Origin of the sequence: Streptomyces sp. NPDC002698 (genome assembly GCF_042888945.1) — a bacterium.
GTDB lineage: Bacteria > Actinomycetota > Actinomycetes > Streptomycetales > Streptomycetaceae > Streptomyces.
The window spans coordinates 14,095-25,770 of record NZ_JBIAQM010000039.1 but is presented as its reverse complement, the minus strand read 5'-3'; the positions used below and the strand labels follow the sequence as shown (position 1 = coordinate 25,770).

Here is an 11,676-nt window from a genome sequence, read left to right as displayed (position 1 = left end):
CGGGTTTCGCTCAGGGGGAGTTGAGCGTCACGAGGTGTTCGCCGTCCGCCGTGCGCACCTCGAACCGGCGGATCTCGTCGGACCGCATCGACGAGCCGCCCTGCATCGTGAGGGGGGCCTCGTTGTCCGCGGGTTCCATCCAGCTCGTCACCGACTGCTCCGAGCCGTCCTTGCCGATGGCGACGAGCTCGCAGGAGCGGGGACCCTCGGCGTCCTTGACCTCGACCTCGATGTCGCTGCCCCAGAGCCGCTCGCGGGTCGTCACCTGGGCCCAGACGCCGGTCTCCGCGTCGGTCCTGGCCATCTGGCTCGACGGGGGGTCGGCCACGACGGCACTGTCCGAGGGGGAGTCGTGGCCGACGACGAGCGCGAGCGCGGGTCCGCCGGTCGCGAGGACCACGGAGGCGGCCAGGGCGAACAGGAGGCGCCGGCGCCGGGCCCGGTTGCGCGTGGCCACCTCGCCGAGCAGCCGGTCGAGCAGCCGCGGCCCGGGGGCGGCGAAGGGGTGGACGCTGCGCGGCGTCGACCGCCGGTACAGCATCAACTGCCGTGTGGCGGGGCGGTACTCGCTGACGAACGCCGTGCACTGAGCGCACTCCACGAGGTGGTCCTCGAAGCGGAAGGCTTCCGCCTCGCCGAGCACGCCGAGCGCATAGGCGCCGACGTCGCGATGCCGTTCCAGGGACCTCATACCGAATACCGAATCCTCGTGGCGTTGGTGCGGACTGTGAGTGGTGTTGCTGTTGCCCACGGGTACGCATCAGACCGTCGAATCACTCAAGACTCGTCAGGAATCGGGGTCAAGACGTTCGGAGCGGGGGCGCTCGCGGATTGGTGCGAGCGCCGGGGAATTGTTCCCGGCGCGGTCGCGGCCGCCGCCGGAAGTGATTCCGGCGCGGTCACGGCCGCCCTCAGAAGAGGTGGATGGCCAGATGCCCGAGCGGCAGCCCCAGCCGCCAGGCCGCCGTCCACACCTTGGGGCCGTCGTCCTCACCAGGCACGGAGCCGCCGCCGGGCACCGCGTCCAGGTCCGGAGCGAGCAGTTCCGTCTCCTCCAGCCACCGCCAGGCCGCGGACGCCAGCTCCAGATCGGGATCGGGCCCGGCGCATCCGGTGGACTCGGCCGCGCGCAGCGCCAGGTGCTCGCGCACCCAGGTGTGCCAGGGCTGGTCGTACGCCGTGAGCGAAAGCCAGGTCTCCAGCTGGGTGATGACCCGGATCCCGGAGAGTTCGCCGCCGCTGTCGGACAGGAAGATCGTCAGCGCGAGGGCGTCGCGCCCGGCGCGGAACTCGAAGGAGGTGGGCGGCATCAGGTCGCCCGTCCGCAGCAGTTCGTCGGCGATGTACTCGGCGTACAACCAGGCCATGGGGACGGTGAGTTCGCCCCCACCGGTGCCGTCCGTGCTCTCTTGCCCTCTGTGCAGCATCCCTTCCTGCCTTCCTCCGGTGCGTGCGCGTCGCCCGACCCCGGGCCCCAGTCCGGAAAACGGATGAGGCAAGCTGATTGCTCAACCATGGTCCACGGCAAGGCGCTTTACGGAGGTTTGACTAAGCCTTCGGTTTCACCGCAGGTCGGCCGCGTATCCCGGAAGAACCCGGCGCAGGGCGCGCAGCGCGTAGTACGCGCGGGACTTCACCGTACCGGGCGGAATTCCGAGCGCCGCGGCGGCCTCCGCCACACTGGCCCCCTGGAAGTACACCAACACCAGGACTTCACGGTGTTCGGGAGTGAGTGTCTTCACAGCCTCTCGCACATCGAGCGCCGCCGCCGAGCGTTCGGCGTGATCGGCGCAGACCCGCGCGTTGTCGAGGATCGCGTCACCGACCTCCGGAGGCCGTGCCTGCCGGGCCCGCCGCGCGTCGATGGCCAGCCTCCGTCCGACGGTCAGCAGCCAGGGCCGTACGGAGTCGAAGTCGTCGGCGCGCAGGGCCTCGGGATGCTGCCAGGCGCGGACGAACGTCTCCTGCACCAGGTCCTCGGCGCGCTGGCGGTCGCCGTCGGACAGGCGCAGCAGCAGGGCGAAGAGGGGGCGGCCGTGCTCGCGCTGCAGCGCGGCCAGCTCGTGCTCGGCGGTCGTCCTGGGGGTGATGGTGGTGGTTCCGGCCGTCATGGCGTGTATGCCAGCGCCCCGGGCCCCGCGCGGACAGACCGGGGACACGGTTGTGCGGTGGGCGGTCGAAGCGGTCGGCGAACGGTGCGCCGAACGGTCGGCCGAGGTGGAGCCGCGAATTCCGGGACCGCCGCGTTCGTACCGCCGTTCGCCCCGGCGGGCACGCCCGTGAACACCGAACGGGTGAGCCGCGGCGGTGTCTCCTTGACTGCGGGCGGCCCGTATACGTGGATGCGTATCTATTAGTAGGGAAATGCGACCGCATGGGGCCCGGCATGATCACACGCGCGCGACAGATCCAGCTGGCCCTCGCGGCCGCCCTCATCGCGGCCGCGGTGACCAGCCAGGCCCACGACACGGCCGCGCGGCACCCCGGCGGGCGTCCCGGGCCCCCCGCCGCCCGCGGCTTCACCCTCGTCGCCGCCGGCGACGTCCTGCCGGACAGCTCGGTCCTCGAACGGGCCGGCTCCGACGCGGGAGGCACCGGATACGACTTCCGGCCCATGCTCGCCGGTGTCCAACCCCTCGTCTCCCGGGCCGACCTGGCGCTCTGTCACATGCGGACCGTGCGCGACGCCGAAGGCGACCCCACCGGCTCGTACGTCTTCAAGACCCCTCCCCAGGTGGTCGCGGGGCTCGCCGCCACGGGGTATGACTCCTGTTCCACCGCTTCCAGCCACACCCTGGACGACGGCGCCGACGGCGTCCGGCGCACCCTGGACACGCTGGACCGGGCGGGCGTGCGGCACGCGGGATCGGCCCGCGGCGAGCGGGAGGCGAGCGCCGTCACCCTGATGCGGGCGGGCGGCGCCCGCGTCGCGCATCTCGCGTACACCGACGACACCGACGGGCATCCGCTGCCGCAGGGACAGCCCTGGGCGGTCGGCCTGACCGACCCCGCCCGGATCGTCGCGGACGCCCGAGCCGCCCGGAGAGCCGGCGCCGACGTGGTCGTCGTCTCCCTCGACTGGGGAACCGAATGGCAGGACGGGCCGGACGAGCGCCAGCTGCGGCTGAGCGGACAGCTCACCGCCTCCCGCACCGGCGGCCGGCCCGACATCGACCTGATCCTCGGCACCCGCTCCCATGTCCCGCAGGCGTACGAGAAGGTCAACGGCACCTGGGTCGTCTACGGCACGGGCGACCAGATCGCCGGCGAGATGTACAACGACCAGGGCGTCCAGGACCCGCGCGGCAACGAGAGCACCCTCGGCCGCTTCACCTTCTCCCCGCCCGCGCGGCGCTCGCAGCGCTGGGAGGTGACGAAGGCCGAGTTCGTCCCGCTGGCCTTCGACCTCGACGCCGGCCGGGTCGTCGACCTGGACGCGGCGCTGGAGCGGGGCGCCACCGTCGGCGCCGTCCGCGACCGGATCCGCGACGTCGTCCTCGGCAGGGGCGCGGGCCGGTCCGGCCTCGTCATGGCCGAATGACGCGGGACCGCACCGACCGGCACGGCACGTCCGCGGCGACCCTCCACGGCACTCCCGCCGCACCGCCTACGGCACGACCGTGACCGGCCAGCGGCCCGCCTTCACCAGCCGGACCGCCACCGAACCGATGATCCGGTGCCCGGACTGCTCCGAGGCCCCGACCACCACGGCGTCCGCCTTCAGCTCGTCCGCGGCGGTGACCAGGCCGTTGTAGGGGTCGCCGCGGAACGTGTGGAACTCCCAGCGCACATCGAATATGTCCTTCACCCGCTCGGCGGCGTCGCGGATGTACTGCACCAGATCCTCGGCGATCTCGTCGGTCGTGTCCGCGACCGGCACCCCGAGAGCCGCCCCCGCCGCCATCACCGGCTTGACGTAGACCACCGCCAGCAGCGCCCGCTGGCGCCGGGCCAGACCACCGGCGTACGCCGCCGCGCGCAGCGAGGAGTCGGAGCCGTCCACACCGACGACGATGACCTTGGGACCGTCCGTCCCGCGCTCGAACCGATGCGCGTGCTGCTCTTCCGTCACGGCTGCGAGGCTATCGGAACCCGCGGATCCGCCCGCCCCGGGGGGAGCCGCCGAGATCCGCTCGACGGGCGGGGCGCCGCCGCTCTTCCTACAGTCGGATCCATGAGTGCCACCGTGGAGGCCCGTCCACCGAAGACCGCCGGCGGCCCGTCACGGCCGCCCGGGACCGGTTTCCTCAGCAAGGTGCCCGAGGGCTTCGCGGCCTTCTTCGTCGCCATCGGTCTGCTCTGCACCCTGCTCGCCTTCATACCCCCGCTGCGCGCACTGCTGCGTCCGGTCGTGCGCTTCCTCGACCTGCTGGTCATCCCGGTCAGCGCCAACCTCGCGTACGCCGTCTTCCTCTTCCTGCTCGCCGCCGCGACGGCCGCCCGCAAGAAGATCGCCTGGTGGCTCGTGGTCGTCTACCTCGGCCTGCTCGTCCTGACCGACATCCTCGGGATCGCCGCCGGCCTGTACGCCGCCTCGATCCCCTCGCTGATCGTCTGCGGACTCCTGCTCGCCCTGCTGATCGTGGCCCGGCGGGAGTTCTACGCCGACTCGCGGCGCGCCGCCGTACGACGGGCCCTGCTCGTCCTGGTCACCGGACTCGTCGTGGCGATCCTGCTCGGCTGGGGCCTGGTCGAGCTGTTCCCCGGCACTCTGGCGGAGGGCCAGCGGCTGCTGTGGGCCGCCAACCGGGTCTGCGGCGGACTCGTCTCCGGGCGCTCGTTCGACGGCCGTCCACCGCGCTGGCTGTTCTTCGTGCTCGGCCTGTTCGGCGCTCTGGCCCTGCTCAACGCGGCCGCCACGCTCTTCCGCTCCCAGCGCCTGGTCGCGGCCCTGCACGGCGACGAGGAGGCCCGGATCCGCGCCCTGCTCCAGGTGTACGGAGGCGGCGACTCCCTCGGCTACTTCGCCACCCGCCGCGACAAGGCCGTCGTCTTCTCGCCCAGCGGCAAGGCGGCCGTCACCTACCGCGTCGAGGCCGGCGTGTGCCTCGCCAGCGGTGACCCCGTCGGCGACCGGGAGGCCTGGCCGCACGCGATCGCCGCCTGGCTGGACATCGCCCGCCGCTACGCCTGGGCCCCCGCCGCGATGGGCGCGTCCGAGGAGGGCGCCAAGGCGTTCGCGCGCTCCGGGCTCGGTGCCCTCCAGCTCGGCGACGAGGCGATCCTGCACGTCGCCGGCTTCGACCTGTCCGGCCGCGACATGCGCGTCACCCGGCAGGCCGTCAACCGCGTCAAGCGCACCGGCGCGACCTGCCGGGTCCGCCGGCACTCCACCCTGACCGACAGCGAGATGGAGGAGATCGTCAGCCGGGCGGACGCCTGGCGCGACACCGAGACCGAGCGCGGCTTCTCGATGGCCCTGGACCGGCTCGGCGACCCCGAGGACGGCGACTGCCTGCTCGTCGAGGCGATGGGGTCCGACGGCAAGCTCCTCGCGCTGCTGTCCTTCGTGCCCTGGGGCCGCGACGGCATCTCCCTCGACCTCATGCGCCGCGACCGCAGCGCGCCCAACGGAGTCATGGAGTTCATGGTCGCGGAGGTGTGCGCGGTCGCCGGCAAGTTCGGGGTCCGGCGGATCTCCCTCAACTTCGCCGTGTTCCGCTCCGTGTTCGAGGAGGGCGCCCGCATCGGCGCCGGCCCGGTGCTCAGACTCTGGCGCAGACTGCTGCTGTTCTTCTCCCGCTGGTGGCAGCTGGAGGCCCTGTACCGCTCCAACGCCAAGTACCACCCGGAGTGGTACCCGCGCTTCATCTGCTACGGCGACACCGGCGCCCTCGCCCGCATCGGCATGGCCTCCGCCATCGCCGAGGGCTTCGTCTCCGTACCCTCGCTGCGCAGTCTGTGGGGCAAGGGACATCCGAAGGGCGGACCCGCACCCGCCACGACCGCGGGACTGCCGTCGCTGGCGGCCCTCGGCCTCGACGCGGAGGGCGGGGCCGGGAGCGATGACCCCACCACCGGGCTGCCCGACCAGGTCCGCGTGCGGTACCGCAAACTCGACCGGCTGCGGGCCGAGGGCACCGACCCCTACCCGGTCGGCATCCCGCCGCGCACGCATGTCCTGGCCGACGTCCGCGGCGGCGAGGACGTGACCGTCGCCGGACGCGTGATGCTCGTACGCGACTTCGGCGGCCTCCTGTTCGCCGTGCTGCGCGACTGGTCGGGCGACCTCCAGATCGCCCTCACCCGCAAGGAGTCCGGCTCGGCGCTCGACCGCTTCCGGCAGGTGATCGACATCGGCGACCACATCAGCGCCGACGGTCTCGCGGGCGCCAGCGACTCCGGCGAGCCCACGGTCTTCGTCACCTCCTGGCGGCTCACCGCCAAATGCCTGCACCCGCTGCCCGACAAGCGCAAGGGCCTCGCCGACCCCGAGGCGAAGGTCCGCCGCCGCTATCTCGACCTGGTGTCCAGCCCCGCGGCCCGCGACGTCGTCCGCGCCCGCTCCACCGCCGTCCAGGCGCTGCGCCAGGGGCTGCTCGACCGCGGCTACCTGGAGGTCGAGACCCCGATGCTCCAGCAGATCCACGGCGGAGCCAACGCCCGGCCCTTCACCACCCACATCAACGCCTACGACCTGAACCTCTATCTGCGCATCGCGCCCGAGCTCTACCTCAAACGGCTGTGCGTCGGCGGCATGGAGAAGGTGTTCGAGATGGGCCGCACCTTCCGCAACGAGGGTGTCTCCTACAAGCACAACCCCGAGTTCACGATGCTGGAGGCGTACCAGGCCTTCGCCGACTACGACGTGATGCTCGACCTCGTCCGCGAGCTGATCCAGGGCGCCGCCACCGCCGCGTTCGGCACACCGGTCGCCCGCAAGGACGGCGTCGAGTACGACATCTCCGGGGACTGGCCCGTCAAGACGGTGTACGGCGCGGTCTCCGAGGCGCTGGGGGACGAGATCGACGCCGGCACGAGCCTGGAGAGGCTGCTGCGGCTGTGCGACCGCGCGGGCGTGCCGTACACGGCGGACGACGGACGCGGTGACGTCGTCCTGGAGATGTACGAACGTCTCGTCGAGGAGAAGACCCAGCTCCCCACCTTCTACAAGGACTTCCCGACCGACGTCTCCCCGCTCACCCGGCAGCACCGCACCGACCCGCGGCTCGCGGAACGCTGGGACCTCGTCGCGTTCGGCACGGAACTGGGCACCGCCTACTCGGAGTTGACCGACCCTGTCGAGCAGCGTCGCCGGCTCACCGAGCAGTCGCTGCTGGCCGCCGGGGGAGACCCGGAGGCGATGGAGCTCGACGAGGACTTCCTGGACGCGCTGGAGTACGCCATGCCGCCCACCGGCGGGCTCGGCATCGGTGTCGACCGGCTGGTCATGTTCCTGACCGGCCTGACGATCCGTGAAACGCTGCCGTTCCCGCTGGTGCGCCGCCGCTGAATGGGCCGGGCGGGTGCATTCACGAGGCCCTTCGGGTGTTGTTCGGCGTGGTGAGCCCTCCGCCGGGTGACTGATTGGTCATGAAAAAGGATCAGCTGATTACCCGGCGTCGGGCGTTGATCGCCGGCGCCGCCGTCCTGGGGGCGGCCGGAGCGGCGGGCACGGCCCGTGTCCTGACCGCCGGTCAGGCCGCCGAGTCGGCACGTGGTCTGCCGCTCTCCGGCCCGCAGGCGAACCGGGCCCTCAAGCCCTCCGTCTACCGCCTCCAGCCCCTCGCCGGGTACGGCGCCCCGCCGCACGGCACGCAGCTGCGGACCCTCGTCCGGCACGAGCCCTTCATCCGCGTGTCCGGGCGCGGTCGCTCCATGGTGCTGACCTTCGACGACGGCCCCGACCCCCACTACACCCCCGAGATCCTGCGGACCCTGCGCGAGTACGACGTGCACGCCATGTTCTTCGTGTGCGGGCAGATGGCCGCCGAGAACAAGGACCTGCTGGGCGAGATGGCCGACGACGGTCACCTCGTCGGCAACCACACGTGGAGCCATCCGCTGCTCACCAAGCTCTCGCGCTCCGCGATCCGCTCCGAGATCGAGCGCACCAGCGAGGTCATCGACGAGGCCTACGGCGAGCCGCCGTCCTGGTTCCGCGCGCCGTACGGGGCGTGGAACCGGGCGACCTACCAGATCGGGGCCGAACTCGGCATGGAGCCGATGTCCTGGACGATCGACACGAACGACTGGGCGAGGCCGGGGACCCGCTCGATCGTCGGCACGGTCCAGAAGGAGGCCGCCCCGGGTGTCGTCGTCCTCTCGCACGACGCGGGCGGCGACCGCTCACAGAGCGTGCAGGCGCTGCGCACCTACCTCCCGCGCCTGCTGGACGCCGGCTACCACATGACGGTGCCGCGCCGTAAGCACGCCTAGAACCGAAAAGGGCCCCGCGCACGGTGCGTCGCGGGGCTTTCGGCCGGGACACACCGTGCGCGGGGCTTTCGGCCGGGCCGACAGGCGGGAGGCGGAACGCCTCGGCGACCGGCTTTTCGCGCGCCCGGTCCGGGAACGCTCAGCGCACCTCGGAAAGACGCGCGAAGACGACCACGTTCCCGTCGTATCCGTGCTGCTTGGAGAAACCGCCGCCGCACGTGATGACGCGCAATTCGGGGGTTCCCTTGCTGTTGTACACACGGTCGCCGGGGAAATTGCTCTTCGCGAAGACCTCGATGCCGTAGATCTCGAACACCGCGGTCTTCCCGTCCTTGCGCAGGACCTCGACCTTGTTCCCCTTCTTGAGCGCTCCGAGCCCGTAGAAGACGGCGGGACCCCGCGTGTTGTCGACATGGCCCACGACCACGGCCGTGCCCTTCTCGCCGGGCGAGACCGCGCCGGTGAACCAGCCCGCGAGATTCGGGTCGTCGGGCGGCGGCGCGTCCACCCAGCCGTCGATGTCCAGACCCACCGGCATCACCGGGGCGTCGACGCGGATGGCGGGGATCCGTACCCGGTCGGCCACGGAGTACGGCAGCGCGTCGGGCGCCTTCGAGAACGTGCCGCCCGGCGTGCGACTGTCCGCAGCCGCCGCCGAGGCCGGCTGCGGGGGGCCCACGTCGAACTCGCCGGAACCGTTCCGAATGAGTGCGAGGCCGGTCAGCAGAACAAGCGCTATGACGCCCCAAGGAGCGCGCTTCCTCTGCCGCTCCTCCTCTTCGGCCAACTCGGACGCAGACATTCGCAATCCCCTCTCGACGCGGCCGTCGCCTCGTCATCCGCGCATATGAGCACGCTAATGGCAGCAGGGCCGCCCGGCGACGGGGCGCGGGCGAACGGGTGGCCGGTGGAAAGCCCCGTGCGCCATCCGAGTTGCCGTGACCAGGAATTTTCTGACAGTCCGTGACCTGCGGCAATATCCGATTGTGTGGAATTCCTTCGGCGTGTCCTCTCACCAGGACGGACCATTCCCGAAATGCGGCCGCGTGCACGGCATCTGAGGGTCTGACTGGGAGGCGCTTTCTCGCCGATCCACCGGGGACGGTTCCCGGGGCGCCCCCGCGGAGGATCACATGCGTACTACTCGTGCCCTGGCGGTGTCCGCCGCCGCGGTCGCCGCCGTGGGGCTCGCCGCCCCGATGGCCGCGGCGTGGAACACGCCCAGCAACATCGTCGCGCAGCCCAGCGTCATCGCCCGTGGCGGCCAGCTCACCGTGACCGTCGACGGGTGCCCGAAGGGAGGCACGATGACCTCTCCCGCTTTCCGGCAGGCGAGGCTCTCGCCGCTCCTGGGCAGCCGCAACGAGTCGTCCAGCGGTACGGCCACCATCAACCAGGACGCCGCTCCCGGCTCGTACGACATCACCGTCAACTGCGAGGGGACGGGCCCGCTGACCCGCCCGGCCGCCTTCACCGTCATCGGCGGTGTGCGCGGCGGCCTCGGCGGCAGCAGCATCACCGGTGCCACACCCACCGACATGGCGATCGGCGGCGGTCTGGTGGCCGCGGCGGCCGTCGGCGGCGGGGTGTTCTGGATGCGGCGCAGGTCGGAGCGGCACATCTGACCGTTCCGCCGGCGAGCGGCCGGTCCCGCCCCCCTTCGGAGGCCGGCCGTCCGCCGCGCGGGCCGCACGTGACAGCCCTTCGCTCCGGACCCGTCCGACCGGGTCCGGGGTGAAGGGCTGTGCCGCTTCGTCAGGTCTCGTCGGAGGGGGTGCGCCGGCGGGACAGGTACCAGGCGGCACCGACCGAACCGGCGATGAGCGCGGTGCCCATCCCGATCTGCTTCAGGTCGAAACCGCCGACACTGCCGCCTGCACCGGCCCGCACGCCCCGATGCAGGGGCACCGGGGTCGGAGTGACCGGCGACCGGCCGCCGGTGATCGTGAGACCGGTGCTGCCGCTCGCTCCGCCGCACGAGAACGTCACGTCGTACACGGCCCCGGGTCTGGCGTCCCAGTCGACCCTGGCGGTGGCCGAGGACTGCCCCGGCGGGATGGTGACGGTGTCGAAGACCCCGGAGGTGACCGTGGCGGTTCCCCTGCACCCGCCGTCCCGCTTCAGGAGCAGCGACACCTGGCCACCGGCGGCCACGGTCGACGGCTGCACGCTGAAGGCGAACGGGGTGATCGGGGTGAGTCCGTGGTCCCCGTCGCCGGCGGACGCGACGGGTGCGGCGAAGGTCAGGGCGGTCATGCCCAGCAGTGCGGCCGAAGCGACGCGTATCGCGCGCATGGTGAGCCTCCAGGTCCCCGAGGAGCCTTGCCGCGGACCTATTCCGCTTGCGCCAGAAATGCACCTCGATGATCGGAACGCTAGGAAAGGGCGAACAGGGGCGCGATCCCAGTAGCGCGAACGGGGCAATTGTGTGGGCCGTTCGAGTGGCGGCGTGCGTGCGGACGGGGGACGCGCGCGGCGTGGCGCCCGCCCCCCGTCCGGGGAAGGCCCCCAGGGGCACGTCACCCGGGGAGTTGTGGGAACAGCGCCGTGAAGGGCTCCGTCGACGCCGTGATCCCGCGGCTGTAGGGCGCGTCGAAGTCCCAGATCAGGAACAGCAGGAACGCGATCAGGGCGGAGAACAGCCCGGCCAGGATCAGTTCCCGGGCGGTGCGCCGGATCTGGAGCGCGAAGATCATCCCGACCGTGACCACGGCGCCGGTGATCAGCCCGAACCACACCACCCCCGGCATGGTCGCCCCCGTGGAGTCGGCGCGGGCGCTGCGCGCGGTGTCGGCCGCCGTCACCTGGTCGAGGAGCGGCTGGTAGGCCTGCGCCTCGAAGTCCGACTTCGGCCGGTAGTCGGTGACGTCGTGCCGGACCCGGTCGAGGAGCCGGCCGCCCTCCGGGGTCACCCGGCCCTGCTCGGCCATGGCCTTCCACTCGGTGGTGACCACGTGGTGGACGTACGCGTCGACGTCACCGCGGATCCGGTCGCGGACGTCGGGCGGGTAGACCCGGACCCGTTCGGAGATCTCGTGCAGGGCCTGCGCCTCGCTCTGCACCTGGTTCTGGGCGCCGCCGCGAGCCTCCCAGACACCGGCGATGGCCAGTCCGAGGACGATGGCGTACACCACGCCGATCATCATCGTCATGTACTCGATGACGTCCGGCGTCTCGGTGGGGTCCTCGTCCTCACGGGCCCTGCGATGGCGTACGAGGGTCACGACGAGGACCACCAGGCACGCGGCCGCCATCGCGAGGGTGAGAACAAGCCAATCCGACAAAGTGTGCCTCCAG

Annotated in this window: 11 protein-coding genes; 4 read left to right on the top strand and 7 right to left on the bottom strand. The window is 71.9% G+C overall.

From position 1 onward, the window contains the following. Nucleotides 1-10: 10 nt before the first annotated feature. The 3 genes from ACFYW9_RS34820 to ACFYW9_RS34810 form a co-directional block, all read right to left on the bottom strand. Entirely contained in the window at nucleotides 11-691 is a 681-nt protein-coding gene (locus ACFYW9_RS34820) for an anti-sigma factor family protein (RefSeq protein WP_389159049.1), read from the bottom strand. Nucleotides 692-911: 220 nt separating this feature from the next. Then, nucleotides 912-1,427, bottom strand: a complete 516-nt coding sequence (locus ACFYW9_RS34815) for a hypothetical protein (protein WP_326784192.1) — start codon at nucleotides 1,425-1,427, stop codon at nucleotides 912-914. Between the two features lie 135 nt (nucleotides 1,428-1,562). Further along, entirely contained in the window at nucleotides 1,563-2,111 is a 549-nt protein-coding gene (locus ACFYW9_RS34810; protein WP_329302991.1) for a sigma-70 family RNA polymerase sigma factor, read from the bottom strand. A gap of 275 nt (nucleotides 2,112-2,386) precedes the next feature. Between ACFYW9_RS34810 and ACFYW9_RS34805 the strand changes: the two genes are divergently transcribed. Beyond that, entirely contained in the window at nucleotides 2,387-3,541 is a 1,155-nt protein-coding gene (locus tag ACFYW9_RS34805; RefSeq protein ID WP_389159046.1) for a CapA family protein, read from the top strand. A 66-nt stretch (nucleotides 3,542-3,607) separates the two neighbouring features. On the opposite strand, the gene ACFYW9_RS34800 is transcribed toward ACFYW9_RS34805, so the two are convergent. Further along, nucleotides 3,608-4,072: a universal stress protein gene (locus ACFYW9_RS34800; RefSeq protein WP_351869090.1), complete on the bottom strand. Its 465-nt coding sequence runs from the start codon at nucleotides 4,070-4,072 to the stop codon at nucleotides 3,608-3,610. 102 nt (nucleotides 4,073-4,174) lie between these two features. Between ACFYW9_RS34800 and lysX the strand changes: the two genes are divergently transcribed. Both lysX and ACFYW9_RS34790 read left to right on the top strand, forming a co-directional pair. Continuing rightward, the gene (lysX, locus tag ACFYW9_RS34795) at nucleotides 4,175-7,453 is read left to right on the top strand and encodes a bifunctional lysylphosphatidylglycerol synthetase/lysine--tRNA ligase LysX (protein WP_389159044.1); all 3,279 of its coding nucleotides are present in this window, start codon (nucleotides 4,175-4,177) and stop codon (nucleotides 7,451-7,453) included. Between the two features lie 80 nt (nucleotides 7,454-7,533). Then, nucleotides 7,534-8,379, top strand: a complete 846-nt coding sequence (locus tag ACFYW9_RS34790; RefSeq protein ID WP_389159042.1) for a polysaccharide deacetylase family protein — start codon at nucleotides 7,534-7,536, stop codon at nucleotides 8,377-8,379. Nucleotides 8,380-8,518: 139 nt separating this feature from the next. Here ACFYW9_RS34790 and ACFYW9_RS34785 read toward each other — a convergent pair whose 3' ends face one another. After that, nucleotides 8,519-9,181, bottom strand: coding sequence for a class F sortase (locus tag ACFYW9_RS34785; protein WP_389159040.1), 663 nt, complete (start codon nucleotides 9,179-9,181; stop codon nucleotides 8,519-8,521). A gap of 331 nt (nucleotides 9,182-9,512) precedes the next feature. Here ACFYW9_RS34785 and ACFYW9_RS34780 point away from each other — a divergent pair, with 331 nt between their 5' ends. Then, nucleotides 9,513-10,004, top strand: coding sequence for a hypothetical protein (locus tag ACFYW9_RS34780; RefSeq protein ID WP_351869078.1), 492 nt, complete (start codon nucleotides 9,513-9,515; stop codon nucleotides 10,002-10,004). Nucleotides 10,005-10,134: 130 nt separating this feature from the next. Here the strand turns inward: ACFYW9_RS34780 and ACFYW9_RS34775 are convergent, their stop codons facing one another. Together ACFYW9_RS34775 and ACFYW9_RS34770 are read right to left on the bottom strand one after the other, a co-directional pair. Further along, nucleotides 10,135-10,674 (bottom strand): hypothetical protein, encoded by a 540-nt coding sequence (locus ACFYW9_RS34775; protein ID WP_389159038.1) that lies wholly within the window; start codon nucleotides 10,672-10,674, stop codon nucleotides 10,135-10,137. Between the two features lie 224 nt (nucleotides 10,675-10,898). Next, the gene (locus ACFYW9_RS34770) at nucleotides 10,899-11,663 is read right to left on the bottom strand and encodes a hypothetical protein (RefSeq protein ID WP_389159036.1); all 765 of its coding nucleotides are present in this window, start codon (nucleotides 11,661-11,663) and stop codon (nucleotides 10,899-10,901) included. Nucleotides 11,664-11,676 lie beyond the last annotated feature (13 nt).

What these genes read in the sequence shown, in the direction of transcription:
- ACFYW9_RS34820 (WP_389159049.1), bottom strand. Translation starts at nt 691, where the DNA reads ATGAGGTCCCTGGAACGGCATCGCGACGTCGGCGCCTATGCGCTCGGC.
- ACFYW9_RS34815 (WP_326784192.1), bottom strand. Translation starts at nt 1,427, where the DNA reads ATGCTGCACAGAGGGCAAGAGAGCACGGACGGCACCGGTGGGGGCGAA.
- ACFYW9_RS34810 (WP_329302991.1), bottom strand. Translation starts at nt 2,111, where the DNA reads ATGACGGCCGGAACCACCACCATCACCCCCAGGACGACCGCCGAGCAC.
- ACFYW9_RS34805 (WP_389159046.1), top strand. Translation starts at nt 2,387, where the DNA reads ATGATCACACGCGCGCGACAGATCCAGCTGGCCCTCGCGGCCGCCCTC.
- lysX (WP_389159044.1), top strand. Translation starts at nt 4,175, where the DNA reads ATGAGTGCCACCGTGGAGGCCCGTCCACCGAAGACCGCCGGCGGCCCG.
- ACFYW9_RS34790 (WP_389159042.1), top strand. Translation starts at nt 7,534, where the DNA reads ATGAAAAAGGATCAGCTGATTACCCGGCGTCGGGCGTTGATCGCCGGC.
- ACFYW9_RS34785 (WP_389159040.1), bottom strand. Translation starts at nt 9,181, where the DNA reads ATGTCTGCGTCCGAGTTGGCCGAAGAGGAGGAGCGGCAGAGGAAGCGC.
- ACFYW9_RS34780 (WP_351869078.1), top strand. Translation starts at nt 9,513, where the DNA reads ATGCGTACTACTCGTGCCCTGGCGGTGTCCGCCGCCGCGGTCGCCGCC.
- ACFYW9_RS34775 (WP_389159038.1), bottom strand. Translation starts at nt 10,674, where the DNA reads ATGCGCGCGATACGCGTCGCTTCGGCCGCACTGCTGGGCATGACCGCC.